The sequence below is a fragment of the Melaminivora jejuensis genome (assembly GCF_017811175.1).
GTDB lineage: Bacteria > Pseudomonadota > Gammaproteobacteria > Burkholderiales > Burkholderiaceae_C > Melaminivora > Melaminivora jejuensis.
The window spans coordinates 3,174,807-3,193,810 of record NZ_JACWIJ010000002.1; the positions used below are offsets into that span (position 1 = coordinate 3,174,807).

Below are 19,004 nucleotides of genomic sequence, written 5' to 3' on the forward strand. Positions count from 1 at the left end.
GTTTGAGACGGATTTAGCTTGTATTTTCTGGCTCACATGCGGCCAAAGGCGTAGCCCATGGCGGCCTGCGTGCCCTCCAGCTCGTCGATCAGGCGCGAGAGCGGCGCCAGTTCGCGGTAGCGCCCGCAGGTCTGGCGGATGTAGCCGATGAAGCGCGGTGCATCCGCCAGGTAGCGCGGCTTGCCGTCGCGCAGGGCCAGGCGCGCGAAGATGCCGGCGACTTTCAGGTGGCGCTGCAGCGCCATCCAGTCCACGGCGCGGTAGAACTCGCCGAAGTCAGCGCCGAAGCCGCTGCTGCTGGCCGCGCCCAGCAGGCCGGCGCGGCGCGCCTTGTCCCAGTAGCGCACGGTGATGTCGATGACGAATTCCTCATCCCAGCTGATGAATGCATCGCGCAGCAGGCTGGCGATGTCATAGGTGATGGGGCCAAGGACGGCATCCTGGAAGTCCAGCACCGCCAGGCGCCCGTCCGCGCCGACCATCAGGTTGCGCATCATGAAGTCGCGGTGTACGAAGACGCGCGGCGCGGCCAGGTTGTCGCGCACGATGGCATCGAAGCTGCGCGCCAGCACGGCCTGCTGGGCGTCGCTGGGCGCAGCGCTCCGGTGGCGCGTCATGTACCAGTCGGGAAACAGTTGCAACTCGCGGCGCAGCAGCGCCTCGTCGCAGGGCGGCAGCGCGCCGTCCCGGCTGGCGCGCTGCCAGTCCAGCAGCACATCCACGGCCTGCAGGTACCAGGCGTGCGCGGCCTGCGGGTCGCGCTCGTCCAGGCGCTCGATGACCGTCTGGCGGCCCACGTCGGTGAGCAGCATGAAGCCCTGCGCCTGATCCCAGGCCAGGATCTGCGGCACCCGCAGGCCGGCGGACTGCATCAGCGCCTGCACGTGGACGAAGGGGCGGCAGTCTTCGAGCTGCGGCGGCGCGTCCATGGCGATGAAGCTGCCGCCCTGGGCATCGACGCGCAGGTAGCGCCGGAAGCTGGCGTCGCTGGAGGCCGGGCGCAGGCTGTCCGGCAGCAGGCCGTGGGCGGCGGCCAAGGGTGCCAGCCACTGCGCGAAGGCCTGGGCGCGTGCCGGGTCGTCCCAATGGACGGGGCGGGTGCGCCGGCGGCTGCAGAGGCCGGGGCAGGGGAGGGCGCTGCGCAGGGCGCAGGGCCGGGGGCGGAGGCAGGGAAGTGGCTCATGGATAATCGAATTCTAGGCAGCGCCGCCGACCCACCAGCATCGCCATGCTGCGCCGCCGACCCCGCCTTCCGCCGCCTGCCCGGCGCCCGACCGTTCGCCCGCCACCCGTGCCACCTTCCCAACGCCCCCCGTCCCCGCACTGCCTGCCGCGTCGCCGCCCCCTGGCCCGGCTGGCGGCCCTGTTGCTGTGCGGCGCGCCGCTGGCCGTGCTGGCGCAGGCGCAGCCGCAGTCGCCGCCCGGGCCGCCGCCGCTGCGTGCCAGCCCCGCGCTGCAGGAGGCGCTGGGGCCGACCCCGCACGTCCGGCAGCCGGTCTTCGTGCGCGGCGATCAGCTCTCGGGCCAGCCCGACATCGAGGCCACCATCGAGGGCCACGCCGAACTGCGCCGCGAGGGCACTGTGATCCACGCCGACACCATGCACTACGACGTGCCGGCCGACCGCGCCCGCGCCAGCGGCAACGTCCGCATCAACCGCGCCGGCAACCGCTACGAGGGCGCCCTGCTGGACATGCAGGTGGATGCCTTCCACGGCTTCTTCAGCGACGCGCGCTACCGCTTCCTGGCCACCGGCGCGCACGGCGAGGCGGCGCGCGTGGACTTCCTCGACCGCGAGCACTCCGTGGTACATGAGGCCACCTACACCACCTGCCAGCGCAGCGACGAAGCGTCCTGGCAGCCCGACTGGGTGCTGCGCGCACGCCGCATCGAACTCGATCAGGCCGAGGACGTGGGCTACGCCGAAGCCGGTGTGCTGGAATTCAAGGGCGTGCCCATCCTGCCGGTGCCGGCCATCAGCTTTCCGCTGTCGGACAAGCGCAAGTCCGGCCTGCTGCCGCCCACCTTCGGCCTGGACAGCGTGAGCGGTTTCGAATACGCCCAGCCCTACTACTGGAACATCGCGCCCAACCGCGACGCCACCCTCACGCCCATGCTGCTGACGCGCCGGGGCGTGTCGCTGGCCGGCGAGCTGCGCTACCTGGAGCCGGCCTACAGCGGCGAGCTGGCGGCGCAGTTCATGCCCAGCGACAGCCTGCGCAACCGCGACCGCTGGGCCTGGCGCGGCCAGCACAGCCAGTTGCTGGCCACGCCGCTGGGCGGCATGGCGCTTGGCCTGAACATCCGCCGCGTGAGCGATGACGACTACTGGCGCGACTTCACCCAGCGCGGCAGCATCGTCGGCGGTGGCGGCAGCGCCGCGCGCCAGCTGGCCGAACGCCTGCTGCCCGGCGAGGCCGGCCTGAACTGGGCGCAGGGCGCGCAAAGCGCCTCGCTGCGCGTGCTCAAGTGGCAGACCCTGCAAGACCCGCTGGCGCCCATCACCCCGCCCTACGACCGCCTGCCGCAACTGCACTGGCGCTACGCCCCGGCGCAGCTGCCGCTGGGACTGGATGCCAGCGTGGATGCCGACTACACGCATTTTTCTGCCGACCGGCGCTGGTACGCCCAGCCCGACGCGCGGCGCGGCTATGCGCTGGCGCAGGTCAGCCGGCCCTTCCTGGCGCCAGCGGGTTTCATCACGCCGCGCCTGCAGCTGCACGCCACCAGCTATCAGTTCGACGATCCGCTGCCGGGCGCGCAGCACTCGGCCAGCCGCACCCTGCCCACCTTCAGCCTGGACAGCGGCCTGGTCTTCGAGCGCGACGCCAGCTTCTTTGGCCGCAGCTTCCTGCAGACCCTGGAGCCGCGCGCCTTCTACACCTACACGCCGTACCGCGACCAGAGCCGGCTGCCGGTCTATGACACGGCGGCCATGGACTTCAACTTCGCCACCGTCTATACGGAAAACGCCTTCGGCGGCAACGACCGCATCGCCGACAACAACCTGCTGACCCTGGGCGCCACCACGCGGTTGCTCGACCCGGATACCGGCGCCGAGGCGGCGCGCTTCGGTATTGCCCAGCGCCTGCGCTTTTCCGACCAGCGCGTGACCATGCCCGGCGCCACGCCCGTGAGCGAGCGTCTGTCGGACGTGCTGCTGGGCGCGGGCATCAACTGGACGCCCGAGTGGGGCCTGGACACCACCGTGCAATACAACCCCAAGAATGGCGAATTCATGCGCAGCACCGTGGCTGCGCGTTACTCGCCCGGGGCCTACCGCACGGTGAGCGCGGCCTACCGGATGCAGAAGGTGACCGACCTGATCACCGTGCCCGACAAGCAGCTCGACATCGGCTGGCAGTGGCCCCTGAACCGCCTGTGGGGCGATGAGCGCACCAGCCCGGTGCAAGGCGCGGGACGCTGGTACAGCGTGGGCCGGCTGAACTACAGCCTGCAGGATCGCAAGCTGGTGGACACCATCGTTGGCCTGGAGTACGAGAGCTGCTGCTGGATTGGCCGCGTGGTGCTGGAACGCCTGCAGCGCAGCATCGACAGCTCCAGCACGCGCGTCATGCTGCAGCTGGAATTCCTGGGCTTTTCGCGCCTGTCGCTGGGCGCCAACCCGCTGGCGGCGCTGCGCGAGCACGTGCCGCGCTACCAGAGCCTGCGCGACAACGCCCCCGTGCCCAGCCGCTTCAGCCAGTACGATTGACGGCCCTGCCGCCCGGCGCCGCCGGGCGCAACGAGCCGCACAACCCATTCGCCAAACGCCATGACTCTCCGCGCATCCATCCTGGGCCTGGCCGGCCTGACCGTGCTGACCGCATCGCTGGGCCTGCCGCCCGCGCTGGCGCAGGGCCTGCGCGCGCCCGCCGGCAGCGCCGCGCCGCGCCAGCCTGCCATCGCCACCACGCTGCCGCCTGCCGGCGGCTCGGGCGCGGGCGCTGCCCTGGCGCCGCGCGCTGCCGACTACATCGTGGCCGTGGTCAATTCCGAGCCCATCACCAACAACGAGGTGCGCCAGCGCGCCGCGCGGCTGCTGCAGCAGCTCGCCGGCCAGGAGACGCCGCCGCGCGAAGCCCTGGCGCGCGAGGCGCTGGAGCGCCTGATCCTGGAGCGCGTGCAGGTGCAGCTGGCGCAGGAAGGCGGCATCAAGGTGGACGATTGGGCCATCGATCAGGCCGAGCAGTCGGTGGCGCGGCAAAACGAGGTCAGCGTGGCCGAGATGTACCGCCGCCTGCACTCCGACGGCGTGAGCCGCGAGCGCTTCCGCGAGGAATTGCGCACCCAGCTGCTGGCCCTGCGCGTGCGCGAGCGCGATGTCGAGTCGCGCGTGCGCGTGTCCGACCTGGACATCGACCGCTTCCTGCGCGAGCAGCAGCAGGGCGCCGGCGCCGGTCAGCTGGAGCTGAACCTGGGCCACATCTTCATCCGCGTGGCCGAGGACGCCACGCCGGTGCAGGCCGCCGAGCGCGAAAAGCGCGCCCAGCAAGTGCTGGCGCAGCTACAGGACGGGGGCGACTTTGCCCAGCTGGCGCGTGAGTTCTCCGACGCGCCCGAGGGCGAGCGCGGCGGCGAGTTCGGCCTGCGCCCGGTGGATCGCTACCCCGACCTGTTCGTCAGCTCGACCCGGGGCGCGCCGGTGGGCGGCCTGGTCGGGCCGGTGCGCTCGCCCGCCGGCTACCACATCCTGAAAGTGGTCGAGCGTACACGCGCCGGCGCCATCGCGCCCACGGCCATCGAGAACCACGCGCGCCACATCCTGCTGCGCGTGCAGCCCGGCACCAGCGAGCGCCAGGCGGCCGAGCAGCTCGAAGAGCTGCGCGCGCGCGTGGCCAAGGGCCAGGCCGACTTCGCCCAGCTGGCGCGCGAGCATTCGCAGGACGGCAGCGCCAAGGACGGCGGCGACCTGGGCTGGGCGCTGCCTGGGCGCTACGTGCCCGAGTTCGAGCAGGCCCTGGACGCGCTGGCGCCGGGCGAGATCAGCCACGCCGTGGTCTCGCGCTTCGGCGTCCATCTGATCCAGCTGCTGGAGCGGCGCGAGGTCAAGCTCAGCCAGCGCCAGCAGCGCGACATGGTGCGCGACGTGGTGCGCGAGAAAAAGCTCGACGAGGCCTTTGCCGACTGGCTGCGCGACGCACGCGCGCGCGCCTACGTCGAATACCGCGAGCCGCCGCAGCTGTGAAGCCGGCCCCCGCGAAAAAGCCCGCGCCCGGCGGACGCCAGCCGCACGTGGCGCGCAAGCGCTTCGGCCAGCACTTCCTGTCCGATGCCGGCATCATCGACGCCATCGTGCGTGCCATCGCACCGCGCCCGGGCCAGCCCATGGTGGAGATCGGCCCTGGCCTGGCGGCGCTGACCCAGCCGCTGGTCGAGCGCCTGGGGCGGCTCACGGTCATCGAGCTCGATCGCGACCTGGCCGCGCGGCTGCGCCAGCACCCGCAGCTCGACGTCATCGAGTCCGATGTGCTGAAAGTGGATTTTGCCCAGGTGGGGCAAGCGCTGGGTGCTACGAAAATCAGAGTCGTCGGCAATCTGCCCTACAACATCTCCACGCCCATCCTGTTCCATCTGCTGGAGCACGTCCCGGTCATCGAAGACCAGCACTTCATGCTGCAAAAGGAGGTCATAGACCGCATGGTGGCGCCGCCCGGCACGCCGGCCTATGGCCGGCTGTCGGTCATGCTGCAGTGGCGCTACGACATGGAGGACGTGCTGTTCGTGCCGCCACAGGCCTTCGAGCCGCCGCCGCGCGTGGACAGCGCCGTGGTGCGCATGGTGCCGCTGGCGCAGCCGCCGCAGGTGGACGTGGCGCTGCTGTCCGAACTGGTGCAGGTGGCCTTCAGCCAGCGGCGCAAGCTACTGCGCCATGCCCTGGGCGGCTGGCTGGCGGCGCGCGGCTGGAGCGCAGACTTCGACCTGCAGCGCCGCGCCGAGGAAGTGCCCGTGGCCGAGTACGTCGCCCTGGCCCAGGCATTGGCTCAAAAACAATAGCTGGAAACGCTTGCTGGGAAAGGGCTTAGGGCAAATTTTGTGTTCAATCAGCCCCAATGCCCTGTTCCGGTCAGGCGGCGGACAGCCAGTAGCCGGTGTTGAAGGGGCTGCTCATGCGCAGCGCCAACGGCGAGACATCCACCAGCACGTCGGTCGGCAGCTTTTGCACGTCTGCGCAGGAGGCCTGCGCGGCGGCGATCTCGATATTCATGGCCTGGGGTGCGACGCCCTGTGCGGTGTCGCTGGCCCGTTCCGCCTGGCCGGCGGTTGCAGAACGGGCTACAGAAAAGAATAGAAGCAGCGGAAGGCGATCTTGCGGTCGGCCCAGTATTCGGCGGCCTCGCGGAACACGTCCAGCAGCTGCTCACGCACTTCCTTGTCGAACTTCGGCGTCACCGGGATTTGCTCCAGCACCACCACGAAGCCCGGCTGCGGGCCGCACTTGTGCAGCGGATCGGTCAGGCAGTCGTACAGCGCATCGAAGTTCTTGCCGAAGTGCGCCGGGAAGGTGAACTGCAGGGCGATCAGCTCCAGGATGTCCTGGCGGGTCTGGGCGTGCGCCAGGTTGGCGTACAGGAAGTGGTGGCCGAGGTTGCGTGCGCTGACCTGCAGTTCGTGCGCGTTGAAGGCGCGGATCGACTGCACGATATTGGGGCGCACGCCACGCAGCAGGCTGTCCTGATCCTTGCGAGGTGGCGTTTGCATCTGCGTAGCTCTTTCTTTCAGAGGTTCAAAAAATGGAGCGCTGCCGCCGTGTCCAGTGCTGGCATGGGCGGGGGCGCAGGATTCAAGGGGCCGCAGCGGGCGCCCTGCCGCTGCCGGCGCATGGCGCGCAGCGCTCATGGCGTGATGACCCGAAAGCTCGCGTAATGGTCGGCGCTGTAGTAGCAGACCTCGGGCGTGCTGGGCAGGGCGCCGCCGCATACGATGCGCCGCGCCCCGCGATGGCGCACGCCGGGCGTGCGCACGGTGTACTCGCGCCAGTAGCCGCGCCGCTGCTGGGGCAGCAGGCGCTCGCGGTTGCCGAACACCGTGCCGTCCTTGTCGAACGGGAACGGCCCGCCGGCGTGGATCAGCGCATAGGTGCGCCGGCCCTGTAGGGGCAGCTCGGCCAGGGCGATGGGGGAGCAGCGGCGGAGGCTGGCGAAGCAGGCAGCGGCGCCGCAGTGCGCGCCGACGCTGCACCCGGCGTCAGCATGGCCGCGGCAGCAGCGCACGCCACAAACGCCTTGCACACAGCAAGGGAGCCGGCCTTGAACATTCGCGATACCTTTCAAAAACTTCGGGTTAACCCGAAATTTCGACGCGCAAGTGTGGCAAAAATGGCGCACAAAGGCAAGCATCTGCCCGGATTTCGGGCAGATGCCTGTTGTCTGTACGCCCTTTGCCGGCTGGCTCCGAGGGTCTCCCGAGCGTGTGCCGGCGCCGCAAGTCAGCGCACGGTGTTGGCGTCGGCCACGGTGAGCGCCGTCATGTTGACGATGCGCCGCACGGTGGCGCTGGGGGTCAGCACCTGCACCGGCGCGCCCACGCCCAGCAGCATGGGGCCGATGGCGATGCCGCCGCCGGCAGCGGTCTTGAGCAGGTTGTAGGAGATGTTGGCCGCGTCGATGTTGGGCATGACCAGCAAGTTGGCGCTGCCCGCCAGCGTGCCGTGCGGCATCAGCTCCAGGCGCTCCTTCTCGTCGAGCGCCACGTCGCCGTGCATCTCGCCGTCCACCTCCAGCCAGGGCGCCTGCTCGCGCAAGAGCGCGAGCGTCTGGCGCATCTTGACGGCGCTGTCGTGGTTGCTGGAGCCGAAGTTGGAGTGGCTCAGCAGGGCCGCCTTGGGACGGATGCCAAAGCGCATGATCTCCTCGGCGGCCATGACGGTGATTTCGGCCAGCTGCTCGGGCGTGGGGTCGTAGTTGACGTGCGTGTCCACGATGAAGACCTGGCGGCCCGGCAGCAGCAGCGCGTTCATGGCGGCGTAGGTCTTGGCGCCAGCGCGCTTGCCGATGACTTGGTCGATGTACTGCAGGTGGTGCGCCGTCGTGCCCCAGGTGCCGACGATCAGGCCGTCCACCTCGCCCTTGTGCAGCAGCATGGAGCCGATCAGCGTCAGGCGACGGCGCAGCTCGATCTTGGCGATCGGGATGGTGATGCCCTTCCTCTCGGTCAGGCGGTGGTAGGTCTGCCAGAAGTCGCGGTAGCGGTGGTCGTTTTCCACGTTGACCACGTCATAGTCCACGCCCTCCTTGAGGCGCAGGCCGAATTTCTCGATGCGCTGGGCGATGATGGCCGGCCGCCCGATCAGCGTGGGCCGGGCGATGCGCTCGTCCACCACGATCTGCGCGGCGCGCAAGATGCGCTCCTCCTCGCCTTCGGAGAACGCCACGCGCTTGGCCCCGGCCTGCTTAGCCGCCATGAAGATGGGCTTCATGATGTTGCCCGACGCATAGACGAAGGTCTGCAGGTGGTCGCGGTAAGCGTCCATGTCGGCGATCGGGCGCTGGGCCACGCCCGACTCGTGCGCCGCCTGCGCCACCGCCGGCGCGATCTTCATCATCAGGCGCGGGTCGAACGGCTTGGGAATCAGGTATTCACGCCCGAACGCCAGCGGCTCGCCGGCATAGGCCGCAGCCACCACCTCGCTTTGCTCGGCCTGGGCGAGTTCGGCGATGGCATGGACGGCGGCGATCTCCATCTGCGTGGTGATGGTGGTCGCGCCGCAGTCCAGCGCGCCGCGGAAGATGTAGGGAAAGCACAGGACGTTGTTGACCTGGTTGGGGTAGTCGGTGCGGCCGGTGGCGATGATGGCGTCGCTGCGCACTTCCTGCACGTCCTCGGGGGCGATCTCGGGGTTGGGATTGGCCAGGGCGAAGATCAGCGGGTTGGCGGCCATCTTGGCCACCATGTCCTTTTTCAGCACGCCGCCGGCAGACAGGCCCAGGAAGATGTCGGCATCCTCGATGACCTGCGACAGCGCGCGCAGCTCAGTGTCCTGGGCGAACTGTGTCTTGTCCTCGTCCATCAGCTCGGGCCGGCCCTGATAGACCACGCCGGCGATGTCGGTCACCCAGATGTTGCTGCGCGGCAGGCCCAGCTTGACCAGCAGGTTCAGGCAGGCCAGGGCGGCGGCGCCGGCGCCCGAGGCCACCAGCTTGACCTCGCCGATGTCCTTGCCGGCGACTTTCAGGCCGTTCAGGATGGCCGCGCCGACCACGATGGCCGTGCCGTGCTGATCGTCGTGGAAGACCGGGATCTTCATGCGCTCGCGCAAGCGGCGCTCGATGTAGAAGCAGTCCGGCGCCTTGATGTCTTCCAGGTTGATGCCGCCGAAGGTCGGCTCCAGCGCGGCGATGATCTCGATCAGCTTGTCCGGGTCTTTTTCGTCGATCTCGATGTCGAAGACGTCGATGCCCGAGAACTTCTTGAACAGCACCCCCTTGCCTTCCATGACCGGCTTGCCGGCCAGCGGGCCGATGTCGCCCAGGCCGAGCACGGCCGTGCCGTTGGTGACTACGCCGACCAGGTTGCCGCGCGCGGTGTAGCGAAACGCCGCCGCCGGATCCTTGACGATCTCCTCGCAGGGCGCGGCCACGCCGGGCGAGTAGGCCAGCGCCAGGTCGTGCTGGTTGCTCATCTGCTTGGTGGCGGCGATGGCGATCTTGCCGGGCTGGGGAAACTCGTGGTATTCGAGGGCTGCGCGGCGCAGCAGGGCGCGTTTGTCGGCGGTCGTGGCCGTTTGGTCGGGCATCAGGAGTCTCCAGCAGGGAAAGCGTGCCGACGCGGCGCCGTGGGAGCCCTTGCGCCCCGTCAGCTGTGCATGAGGGGAGTCGATTGTAGGACGCAGGGTCTGCCGCCCCGGGCCAGTGAAACAGTTGTGATCGGCGTGGACGCAATCGCGGCATCTGCGCCGCCAGCTTTTTGGATTGACACTAAAAAAGCCGCCAAACGCTTGACTGGCAAGCGCTGGCAGCTATCAAAATGTCAAAGCGCCGGGTGGGCGTCAGGCGCTCATCAGGCCGTCTCGTGCAGCGCATCGCCCAGTGCGCTGACCAGGCGTTCGAGTTCGCTTTCTGTGCTGATGAAGGGCGGCGCCAGCTGGATGGTGTCGCCGCCGTAGCGCACGTAAAAACCCTTGTCCCAGCACTTCATGGCAACTTCATAGGGCCGGCGCGCCGGCTCGCCGGGCAGGGCCTCGATGGTGAAGCCGGCGGCCAGGCCGTAGTTGCGGATGTCCAGCACGTGTTTCGCTCCCTTGAGGCCATGTACGGCGCGCTCGAACATCGGCGCCAGCGCCTTGACGCGCGCCGGCATGTCCTCCTTTTGCAGCACATCCAGCACCACGTTGCCGGCGGCGCAGGCCACCGGGTGCGCCGAGTAGGTGTAGCCGTGCGGGAACTCCAGCATGTACGGCGGCCCGCCGGCGGCCATGAAGGTGTCGTAGATGTCACGGCTGGCCACGCAGCCGCCCAGCGGCTGGGCGCCGTTGGTGACCTGCTTGGCGAAGTTCATGATGTCCGGCGTGACGCCGAAGACCTCGGCGCCCGTCCAGCCGCCGGCGCGGCCAAAGCCGGTGATGACCTCGTCGAAGATCAGCAAGATGCCGTGCTGCGTGCAGATCTCGCGCAGGCGCTGCAGGTAGCCCTGCGGGGGGATGACCACGCCCGCCGAGCCGGAGAACGGCTCGACGATCACGGCGGCGATGTTGCTGGCGTCGTGCAGGGCGATGACGTCCAGCAGCCTGTCCGCCAGCGCCCGGCCATCGGTGTCCGGCATACCGTGCTGGAACGAACCCAGCGGCGGCTGGGTGTGCGGGATGTGGTCGGCCTCGACGCCCTGGCCGAAGGTCTTGCGGTTGCCGACCATGCCGCCCACCGAGACGCCGCCGAAGTTCACGCCGTGATAGCCCTTCTCGCGCCCGATCAGGCGCGTCTTGCTGGCCTGGCCACGGGCGCGCCAGTAGGCGCGCGCCATCTTCAGCGAGGTGTCGGCGGCCTCCGAGCCTGATGAGGTGAAGAACACATAGTCCAGACCCTCGGGCGTCAGTGCCTTGATACGGTTGGCCAGCTCGAACGAGGCCGGGTGGCCGAACTGGAAGGCGGGGCAATAGTCCAGCGTCGCGGCGGCCTGGCCGATAGCCTGGGCGATGTCGCGCCGCCCGTGCCCCAGGCCCGAGCACCACAGGCCGGACAGGCCGTCGAAGATCTTGCGGCCCTCGGCGTCGGTGTAGTAGGCGCCCTCGCCCGCGACCACCATGCGCGGGCGCGCCTTGAAGTCGCGGTTGCCGGTGAACGGCATCCAGTGGGCATCCAGCCAGGCGGCGTCCATGCGCGGGGCGCTGGCGGCGCTGGCAGCGGGCTGGTCGTCGATCACGGCAAAGGTCATGGCGCTCTCCTGGCAGGGGCTGAAAAAGGGAAGAAACGGGACGAAGCAGCCATTGTGGCGCTGGGCAATAAATTCATGAAGTCACAAATGTCCACGTTCACTTGGCAATTTGTGCAAGCAAGCCCAGTCTGTAAAAAATTATGGTGTTTTTCGGATCAAACCCTTGTACAGCAAGCGCTGATAGCTATATTTTTTGAATGATTCACTGAAGCCGTACCACCACCATGGTCTGGTTGAGCAACTGGTAGCCGATCTCACCAAAGGTGAACGGCCCTTCCACTGCGCCGCCCAGGGTCTGGTTTTCCAGTTCGCCAAAGACGAAGTTCAGGATGCAGTTGCAGGAAAAGACCACGCCGTCGGCGTCGAACCCGGCCAGGCGCTGGCGAAACGCCTGGGCGTAGTTGTCCACCGGGCGCGCCAGGCGGTAGTCCACACCCGGAAAGACCGGTGCATACAGCGTGACCCGGCCCGCCGCCGCATCGATGCCCTGGAACGAGACGTTGACGTGCGCACCGGCGAAGTCCCCGACCAGGGGCAGCCTGCCGTCGGCTGCGCCGCGCTCGTGCAGGTAGTGCGCCAGATTGACGCGGCGCCCGGCCACGCGGCACTCGCCGACCTCGAAGCCCAGGGTGTCGAAGTGCAGCACTTCGCCCGCATCGGGCTCGAAGATGTTGACGATCTCCACGGTGACCAGCTGCTCGTCCGGCACGCGCACGTGGGCCACCACGGCGGCGTCCTCGTAGGCCTGGCCGCTGCGCCCGTCGAAGACCTTGGGGGTGGCGCGCCCCAGTTCGTCCAGATGGACGCCGGCCACCCAGCCGACGATGGGCTTGGAAAACGCATCCGGGTAGCTGTCGGCCTCCTGGGCGAAGCGGGCGTGGGCGCTGCTGCCAGCCGGCAGGATGGCCAGGGCAAAGCCGTTGTCCGCCGTGGCCCCGGTGATGCCGGCCAGGGCATCGGGGCCGTAGCAGGCCAGCGTGACCTGGCCGATCTGCGACAGGTCGGTGACGAAGACGCTGCCCTCGGTCACCACCGTGGCCCGGCCCTGGGCCGACAGATAGGGGATGGTGCCGCCGATCCAGGGGCCGGCGGGCAACTGGCGCAGCACCGCCTCGGCCCCGGCGATGGACAGGGGCCGGCCCTCGCGGATCCACTGGGCGGCGTCCTGCACGCGCATCAACTGGTTCATCATGGTCTTGGCTCCTGGATCAAAGGCGGCCCAGCTGGGCGATTTCGTCTGCCAGCAGACGCTCGTACTTGACGAAGAAGGAGCGGATTTCCGCCGCCTTGGTGGCGATCGGGGCATTCGAGCGCTCGACCCGCTTGGCCAGCAGCTGGGCGGCCAGCAGCGGGGTCTGCAGACGCTGCATCCCGCCGGTGGCCAGGCTTTGCCAGCACGGGGCGGATGCAGGAGGAAGGGAGCTGGTCATACGGAAACAACCTTTCGCGGCAAGCCACGCAGAGAGGGCGAAACACCCGGGTATGGCTGGATAGCCGCAAGTTGCGTGCCAGCGCATCGGCGCCGGTGGGCGCACCAGACCGGGCTGGTGCTGTCCCTTCCTGCAACACTGGAGTCCTGCCGGCGCAACAGTGCGCCGCCAAGCGTTGCACGCAGCAAGATGACCATGGCCCAGCACCCCAAAGATCCTGTCTCGCCCCGTCCCCCGTCCACCCCCCGCCCGCGCGCCGTTCTGGGCCAGCTGTCCGACATGGATCTGCGTCTGCTGCAGGTCTTCAAGGCCGTGGTCGAGTGCGGCGGCATGGCGGCGGCCGAGCTGGAGCTGAACATCGGCACCAGCACCGTGAGCCGCCACATCAAGGATCTGGAAACCCGCCTGGGCCTGACCCTGTGTCGGCGTGGCCGCGCCGGCTTTGCATTGACGCCCGAAGGCCAGCGCGTGTATGAGGAGACGCTGCGCCTGCTGGCCTCGGTGCGCGGCTTTCTGGCCAGCGTCGATGACATCCACGCGCGCATGGGCGGGCAGTTGGCGGTGGCGGTGTTCGACAAGACGGCCAGCAACCCGCAGGCACACATCGACGCCGCCATCGCCCGCTTCACCCGGCAGGCGCCGCATGTGCAGCTGCAGATGCACGTGGCCAGCATCAACGCCATCGAGCGCGGCGTGATCGATGGCAGCTTCCAGGTCGGCATCATCCCGGCGCACCGCAGTTCGCAAAGCCTGGCCTATGCCGATCTGTTCGGCGAAACCATGCTGCTGTACTGCGGCGCGGGCCATCCGCTGTTCGGTGCGGCGCACGATGCGCTGAGCTGGCAGGCGCTGCGCGGCCATCCGTTTGCCGGCCTGGGCTACCACTCGCCCAACATGGAGCTGAGCCACCGCGCGCAGCTGGCGCGCAGCGCCACGGGCTTTGACCAGGAGGCGATCGCCACGTTGGTGCTGTCCGGGTGCTTCCTGGGCTTCCTGCCCGACCACTACGCCGAGAGCCTGGAGCGCCAGGGCCGGCTGCAGGCCGTGCGCCCGCAGGAATTCCGTTACCAGTGCCGCTTCGTCAGCGTCATGCGCCGCCCGCCGCATGCTTCGCGCGCGGCGCAACTGTTCCAGGAATGCCTGGTGCAGGCGCACGCCTGCTAGGGCGGGCCTGGTTCACTGCGCTGGCATCCTGCCGATAATCCAGGGCATGACCAGCATCGCCACCACCGCATCCTCGGGCCTGCAAGCCGCGCAACTGCGCCTGCACGCCAGCGCGCACAACATCGCCAACATGCAGACGCCGGCCTTTCGGCGCCAGCAGGTCGAGCTGCAGGCGGCGCCGGAGCAGGGCGGGGTGCTGGCGCACAGCACCCAGGCCGCGCAGCCGGCGGATGGGGTGGCGCTGGAGGGCGAGGTTGTCGAGCAGATTGCCGCCAGCTACGCCTTTAAGGCCAATGTGCTGGTGCTGCGCACGGCGCAGGACATGGCGGGCGCGCTGCTGGACGTGCGCGCCTGAGCGCGCACCGCGCCTTGCAAGAGTGCGTGCTCAGGCCGGCAGCGCACGCTGCAAGATGGCGTCCACGTCCAGGCCGCGCGTGTCGATGGCGCCCACCACACGGGCGCCGCTGCCGGCCTCGCCCAGCCGGGTGGCGATGAAGGCATCGGCAACAAAGGCCGGTGCCTGCTGGCGCAGCAGGCAGCCCTGCGCCAGCAGCACCAGTTGCTGCGCCAACACGCGGCCCAGCGCCTCCAGATCGCCCGGCGGCAAGGCCAGCAGCGCCTGCACCTGCGCCAGCGCGGCGGCCAGGCGCGGCTCGCCGCTGGCGATGGGGGCAAGCTTGGCCAGCAGCGCCTGCGCGGCCTGCGGCTCGCGGCCGAAGGCACGCAGCACGTCCAGGCACATGACGTTGCCCGAGCCTTCCCAGATGGAGTTGACGGGCGACTCCAGGAACAGCCGGCCCGCGATGCCGTCCAGCACATAGCCATTGCCGCCCAGCACCTCCATGGCCTCGCCGGTGAGCTCCACGCCACGCTTGCAGACCCAGAACTTGGCCGCCGGCGTCATCATGCGGCTCCAGGCGCGCGAGGCCGCATCGTCGTGCTCGAAGGCTGCCGCCAGCCGCATGGACAGCGCCAGCGCAGCCTCGCTCTCCAGCGCCAGGTCGGCCAGCACGGCGCGCATCAAAGGCTGCTCGGCCAGCCGCTTGCCGAAGGCGCTGCGCTGGCGTGCATAGCTGATGGCCTGCACCGTGGCCTGGCGCAGGATGGCGGCGCTGCCGACCACGCAATTGAGCCGCGTATAGGTGGCCATCTCGATGATGGTCGGGATGCCCCGGCCTTCCTCGCCCATCAGGATGCCCCAGGCGTCCTGGAACTCGACCTCGCTGCTGGAGTTGCTGCGATTGCCGACCTTGTCCTTGAGGCGCTGGACGTTGACCGTATTCTTGCTGCCGTCCGGACGCCAGCGCGGCACGTAAAAACACGCGAACGGCCCGCCCTCGCCGGTGCGTGCCACCACCAGATGCGCGTCGCACATGGGCGCCGAGAAGAACCACTTGTGGCCGCGCAACTGGTACTCAGCTCCGCGCCCGCCGCCGGTGATCGGCGTGGCCACGGTGGTGTTGGCACGCACGTCCGAGCCGCCCTGTTTTTCCGTCATGCCCATGCCGACCCAGATGCTGGCCTTGTCGGCAGCGGGCACGTCGCGCTCGTCGTAGGCCGGGCTGAGCAGCTTGTCGGCCAGTTGTTGCCACAGGCCGTCCTCCTTTTGCAGCAGCGGGATGCAGGCCTGCGTCATGGTCGCCGGGCACAGCGTGCCCTGCTCGATCTGGCCGTGTAGATAAAAACCCGCCGCCCAGGCCGTCCAGCGGCCCGCGCGCTCATCAGCAAAGGGCAGGGAGATCAGGCCCTCGCCCCGGTACATCTCCATCAGGCGGTGCCAGCTGGGGTGGAACTCGACCCGGTCGATGCGCCGGCCCCGGCTGTCGAAGCTGTGCAGCACCGGCGTATGCCGGTTGGCGTCGGCAGCGAGCTGGTACGTCTCGCTGCTGCCCAGCCGGCGCGCATAGGCGCCCAATGGCTCCTTGGCCCAGCCGGCGCCGCCGCGCTGCAGGGCTTCGCCCAGGGCAGCGTCGGTGGCCAGCAGGTCGTAGTCCGTAAGTTCAGGGTATTGGTTGAAAACCTCGTGCGTGTGCCAGTTCATGGTGAGTCTCCCGCGCCGTTGCTGCAAAAAAGCCAGCCCTGGGGCCAGCGCTCGCCAGTGTAGGTGACCGCATGGGTGCATCCGTGCCTGCGAATTTTCTTGTCACCGGGGTGCAATCTTCTCAATAATCTTGTCGCGCAGCTTTCTTTCCGACAAGATTTCCTCTTATTCTCATCACTTGACCAAGTTGACCAGATTGAGAAGACTGAAACCATGACGCCTCGTACTTTGCCCGCGCGCCATGGCGCGTTGCTGCGCCAAGTCCTCGCAGCGGGAGAGTCCGTTGCGCCGAGCGCGCTGGAGCGTGCTCTTCAAGTCTCCCGGGCCACCATCAACCGGGACTTGCGCGAGCTTCTGGCCGCCGGCTTTCTACAGAAGCAGGGGGATGGCCGCTCGACCCGATACCGGGCCACCGCAGCCGCCGAGGCCGCGCTGGGCGCACTGCCGCCGGCTTCTCCGTCGCCGGCCAGGCCTGGCGCCTTTCAGTGGTCGGCCACTGCACAGCCCCTCGTCGAGGCGCTGCTCGCTCCCCTGGGCGCCCGCACGCCCGTGGGCTATGACAGCAGCTTCGTGGGCGGCTACATCCCGAACCAGTCCAGCTTGCTGCCGCCGCAGCTTGCCGCTGACCTGTACCAGGCGGGCCGCAGCCAGGGCCAGCAACCTGCCGGAACCTATGCGCGCGAAGTGCTCGAGCAGTTGCTCATCGATCTGTCCTGGTCGTCATCGCACCTGGAAGGCAACAACAAGAGCCTGCTCGACACCAAGGAGCTCTTCGAACTTGGTCAACAAGCCGGCCCGCTCGATGAGGACACGCTGATGTTGCTCAATCACAAGAGCGCAATCGAATTCATGGTCGATGCGGTGCCGACCGAGGGCATCACCGTGCCCGTCATCGTCGACCTGCAAGCCAAGCTGATGCGAGACCTGCTGCGAGACGCACGCGACATCGGCAGCATCCGCTGGCGCGTGGTGAATATCGACGGTTCTGTCTACAGCCCGAGCAGCATCCCCCTGCTCCTTGAAGAGGCGCTGAACGCCATCGTCGCCAAGGCCCGAGACATTCGCAATCCGGTTGAGGCTGCCTTCTTTCTGTGGGTCAACCTGGCCTATCTGCAGCCTTTTTCGGACGGCAACAAACGCACGAGCCGGCTGAGCGCCAACCTGCCGCTCATGCTCTACAACTGCGCGCCGCTGTCCTTTCTGGACGTGGAGCGCGCGGACTACGCGACCGCGATGCTGGGTGTCTACGAGCAGCGCAACGTGGCGGCGGCGGTGGACTTGTTCGAGTTCATCTACCGCCGCTCGATTCAAAAGTACAGCGTGCTGCGCGCCTCCCTGGCAGTGCCAGACCCGGTTCGTACCCAATACCGGCAGACCTTGAACGAGCTGATGCAGTTCGTGGTCTTCCATGGCCAGACGCTGGAGGCCGCCCTCGCCGAGGTGCAGGTCGACGCCGCTGACCGCGCGGCGCTACGCCGCATCGCGCATACCGAACTCGACCACCTGGAGCAGCACAACTGCGCCCGCTACAACCTCGCAAGGGGCATGACACAGCGATGGATAGATGCCGGGCGGCATCGGTGATGCGTTCGCGAGCCTCGGCGCGATGAGCGCAGCGGTGATGACGGCTGCCAACATGGCATCAGTCTTATCTGGCCCAATAGCAGCTTGCGCCAGCGCGCATCCACCGCCGCGCCACGCGCGCCAAGAACACTCCTTGCTGACCTCCGATCAGCACCACTCGATCAGCGCCTGGATCGCCCAGCCACGTCGCGGCGAAAGATCAGCAGCCGGTTGTTGGCGGGCATTGCATGATCGCCCTCCAGCCCCAGGCCATGCTGCAAGGCCAGGGCCACGATGTCCTCGACATCGCGCAGGCCACTTGCGGGATCACGCGAACGCAGCCAGGCATCAAAATCGCGGTTGCTGTCGCTGGTGAACGTGCCTGCGTAATTGAAGGGCCCGTACATCGCCAGCACGCCGCCCGAAGGCAAATGTGCGCCCACCAAAGCCATCAAGCGCTGCACCAGCGGCCACGCCACGATGTGCGCGGTGTTGCTGGTGAACACCGCATCGAAGGCACCCTCGGGCCAGTCACTGGTGCGCAGATCCAGCAGCAGGGCGGCAGCAGATTGGGCGCGGGGCGATGGGCCTGCCAGGCGCGGATGCCGGCGTGGTTCTCGCTCAGGTCGCTGGTCTGCCAGATGAGGTGCGGCAGGCGTGGCGCGAAGTACGCCCCGTGCTGGCCCGTGCCGGAGCCGATCTCCAGCACCCGGCGGCGGTCGGCGAACGCCTGCGCGAGAACGGAAAGGATGGGCGCCTGGTTGTTTTCGCAGGCCTGGGAGAAGGGCAGGTCGGGTGGCTGAATGGCGGGCATGGGACAAAGGTTGTTGGCTGCAAGCCAGCCTTGGTTCGGCGTGTGGTGCGATGCGCGGCGGGCGGCCAAGTCTATGCTTCGCCTTCCAATACAAGACATGGAGATCCGCGCCGCGCTGCCAGGCGTTGACTCTGCGTGGGTTCTCTCAAATACAACACCAGGGAGGGGCGCCATGACCGCCGGTATCCGCCAGCTCAGCGCAACCGACATCTGCGACCGCTTCATCACGCCCGCGCTGCAGCGCGACAAGGCTTTCATCCTGCGCGCCGGCCATGTGTTGCTGCACAAGCCCAGCCTGCCCCTAGCCGTGCTGGAGCGCACGCTCAGCGCCGATGAGCTGCCCTCGCCCGCGCAGCTGTGGGCCCGCTACTGCGCCTGGAAAGACTGGACGGCGCCCGAGCAGCTGATCGCCGCCAGCGACTACGCGCCCAGCAAGACGCCGCGCTACTACCAGTTGATCGCCATCAACCGCACCGTGCAGGCCATCGCCCAGGGCCAGCCGACGGTGGAGGATGTGGACTTGGCCGTGCGCAAGACCACCAAGCAGGTGGACAAGAGCTACGAGATCCATTTGTCGCTCTGACTGCTGTGGCGTGACAGATCCAGCCACCCTCTATAAATT

Annotated in this window: 15 protein-coding genes and 2 pseudogenes; 7 read left to right on the plus strand and 10 right to left on the minus strand. The window is 68.4% G+C overall.

The features are described 5' to 3' along the window. Window positions 1-32 precede the first annotated feature (32 nt). Window positions 33-1,145: an aminoglycoside phosphotransferase family protein gene (locus IDM45_RS14875; protein WP_209424156.1), complete on the minus strand. Its 1,113-nt coding sequence runs from the start codon at window positions 1,143-1,145 to the stop codon at window positions 33-35. An 83-nt stretch (window positions 1,146-1,228) separates the two neighbouring features. On the opposite strand from IDM45_RS14875, the gene IDM45_RS14880 reads away from it, so the two are divergent. From IDM45_RS14880 to rsmA, 3 genes are read left to right on the plus strand one after another with little or no spacing between them, the layout of a single operon-like run. Next, entirely contained in the window at window positions 1,229-3,715 is a 2,487-nt protein-coding gene (locus IDM45_RS14880) for an LPS-assembly protein LptD (RefSeq protein WP_209423539.1), read from the plus strand. 60 nt (window positions 3,716-3,775) lie between these two features. Continuing rightward, on the plus strand, window positions 3,776-5,188 hold the full coding sequence (locus tag IDM45_RS14885; RefSeq protein WP_209423540.1) for a peptidylprolyl isomerase: 1,413 nt from the start codon (window positions 3,776-3,778) through the stop codon (window positions 5,186-5,188). Next, window positions 5,185-5,997, plus strand: a complete 813-nt coding sequence (gene rsmA, locus IDM45_RS14890; protein ID WP_209423541.1) for a 16S rRNA (adenine(1518)-N(6)/adenine(1519)-N(6))-dimethyltransferase RsmA — start codon at window positions 5,185-5,187, stop codon at window positions 5,995-5,997. Before IDM45_RS14885 ends, rsmA begins: the two co-directional genes overlap by 4 nt. Window positions 5,998-6,067: 70 nt before the next feature. Here rsmA and IDM45_RS17785 read toward each other — a convergent pair whose 3' ends face one another. The 7 genes from IDM45_RS17785 to IDM45_RS14925 form a co-directional block, all read right to left on the minus strand. Next, window positions 6,068-6,208, minus strand: coding sequence for a hypothetical protein (locus IDM45_RS17785; protein WP_232653802.1), 141 nt, complete (start codon window positions 6,206-6,208; stop codon window positions 6,068-6,070). Window positions 6,209-6,276: 68 nt separating this feature from the next. Beyond that, window positions 6,277-6,702 (minus strand): barstar family protein, encoded by a 426-nt coding sequence (locus IDM45_RS14900; RefSeq protein WP_209423542.1) that lies wholly within the window; start codon window positions 6,700-6,702, stop codon window positions 6,277-6,279. 134 nt (window positions 6,703-6,836) lie between these two features. Beyond that, window positions 6,837-7,214: a guanyl-specific ribonuclease gene (locus tag IDM45_RS14905; protein ID WP_325168988.1), complete on the minus strand. Its 378-nt coding sequence runs from the start codon at window positions 7,212-7,214 to the stop codon at window positions 6,837-6,839. Between the two features lie 215 nt (window positions 7,215-7,429). After that, on the minus strand, window positions 7,430-9,736 hold the full coding sequence (locus IDM45_RS14910; protein ID WP_209423544.1) for an NADP-dependent malic enzyme: 2,307 nt from the start codon (window positions 9,734-9,736) through the stop codon (window positions 7,430-7,432). A gap of 263 nt (window positions 9,737-9,999) precedes the next feature. Beyond that, entirely contained in the window at window positions 10,000-11,370 is a 1,371-nt protein-coding gene (gene aptA, locus IDM45_RS14915; protein WP_209423545.1) for an omega-aminotransferase AptA, read from the minus strand. Window positions 11,371-11,572: 202 nt separating this feature from the next. Further along, window positions 11,573-12,562: a DUF6976 family protein gene (locus IDM45_RS14920; protein WP_232653798.1), complete on the minus strand. Its 990-nt coding sequence runs from the start codon at window positions 12,560-12,562 to the stop codon at window positions 11,573-11,575. 16 nt (window positions 12,563-12,578) lie between these two features. Next, on the minus strand, window positions 12,579-12,800 hold the full coding sequence (locus IDM45_RS14925; RefSeq protein ID WP_209423546.1) for a hypothetical protein: 222 nt from the start codon (window positions 12,798-12,800) through the stop codon (window positions 12,579-12,581). A 195-nt stretch (window positions 12,801-12,995) separates the two neighbouring features. On the opposite strand from IDM45_RS14925, the gene IDM45_RS14930 reads away from it, so the two are divergent. Beyond that, window positions 12,996-13,964: a LysR family transcriptional regulator gene (locus IDM45_RS14930; protein WP_209423547.1), complete on the plus strand. Its 969-nt coding sequence runs from the start codon at window positions 12,996-12,998 to the stop codon at window positions 13,962-13,964. Between the two features lie 46 nt (window positions 13,965-14,010). Then, on the plus strand, window positions 14,011-14,319 hold the full coding sequence (locus IDM45_RS14935) for a flagellar basal body protein (RefSeq protein ID WP_209423548.1): 309 nt from the start codon (window positions 14,011-14,013) through the stop codon (window positions 14,317-14,319). 30 nt (window positions 14,320-14,349) lie between these two features. Here the strand turns inward: IDM45_RS14935 and IDM45_RS14940 are convergent, their stop codons facing one another. Continuing rightward, the gene (locus tag IDM45_RS14940; RefSeq protein ID WP_209423549.1) at window positions 14,350-16,005 is read right to left on the minus strand and encodes an acyl-CoA dehydrogenase family protein; all 1,656 of its coding nucleotides are present in this window, start codon (window positions 16,003-16,005) and stop codon (window positions 14,350-14,352) included. A gap of 213 nt (window positions 16,006-16,218) precedes the next feature. Between IDM45_RS14940 and IDM45_RS14945 the strand changes: the two genes are divergently transcribed. Beyond that, the gene (locus tag IDM45_RS14945; protein ID WP_209423550.1) at window positions 16,219-17,589 is read left to right on the plus strand and encodes a Fic family protein; all 1,371 of its coding nucleotides are present in this window, start codon (window positions 16,219-16,221) and stop codon (window positions 17,587-17,589) included. Between the two features lie 161 nt (window positions 17,590-17,750). Here IDM45_RS14945 and IDM45_RS14950 read toward each other — a convergent pair. Further along, window positions 17,751-18,382 (minus strand): annotated as a pseudogene (locus IDM45_RS14950) (DUF938 domain-containing protein). A 172-nt stretch (window positions 18,383-18,554) separates the two neighbouring features. On the opposite strand from IDM45_RS14950, the pseudogene IDM45_RS14955 reads away from it, so the two are divergent. Next, window positions 18,555-18,962, plus strand: a pseudogene (locus tag IDM45_RS14955) (hypothetical protein); the annotation flags it as partial. Window positions 18,963-19,004: the final 42 nt, after the last annotated feature.

Bases quoted from the DNA above. Each gene is read 5' to 3' on its own strand.
- IDM45_RS14880 (WP_209423539.1), top strand. From the start codon at position 1,229: ATGCTGCGCCGCCGACCCCGCCTTCCGCCGCCTGCCCGGCGCCCGACC.
- IDM45_RS14885 (WP_209423540.1), top strand. From the start codon at position 3,776: ATGACTCTCCGCGCATCCATCCTGGGCCTGGCCGGCCTGACCGTGCTG.
- IDM45_RS17785 (WP_232653802.1), bottom strand. From the start codon at position 6,208: ATGAATATCGAGATCGCCGCCGCGCAGGCCTCCTGCGCAGACGTGCAA.
- IDM45_RS14900 (WP_209423542.1), bottom strand. From the start codon at position 6,702: ATGCAAACGCCACCTCGCAAGGATCAGGACAGCCTGCTGCGTGGCGTG.
- IDM45_RS14910 (WP_209423544.1), bottom strand. From the start codon at position 9,736: ATGCCCGACCAAACGGCCACGACCGCCGACAAACGCGCCCTGCTGCGC.
- aptA (WP_209423545.1), bottom strand. From the start codon at position 11,370: ATGACCTTTGCCGTGATCGACGACCAGCCCGCTGCCAGCGCCGCCAGC.
- IDM45_RS14920 (WP_232653798.1), bottom strand. From the start codon at position 12,562: ATGATGAACCAGTTGATGCGCGTGCAGGACGCCGCCCAGTGGATCCGC.
- IDM45_RS14925 (WP_209423546.1), bottom strand. From the start codon at position 12,800: ATGACCAGCTCCCTTCCTCCTGCATCCGCCCCGTGCTGGCAAAGCCTG.
- IDM45_RS14930 (WP_209423547.1), top strand. From the start codon at position 12,996: ATGGCCCAGCACCCCAAAGATCCTGTCTCGCCCCGTCCCCCGTCCACC.
- IDM45_RS14935 (WP_209423548.1), top strand. From the start codon at position 14,011: ATGACCAGCATCGCCACCACCGCATCCTCGGGCCTGCAAGCCGCGCAA.
- IDM45_RS14940 (WP_209423549.1), bottom strand. From the start codon at position 16,005: ATGAACTGGCACACGCACGAGGTTTTCAACCAATACCCTGAACTTACG.
- IDM45_RS14945 (WP_209423550.1), top strand. From the start codon at position 16,219: ATGACGCCTCGTACTTTGCCCGCGCGCCATGGCGCGTTGCTGCGCCAA.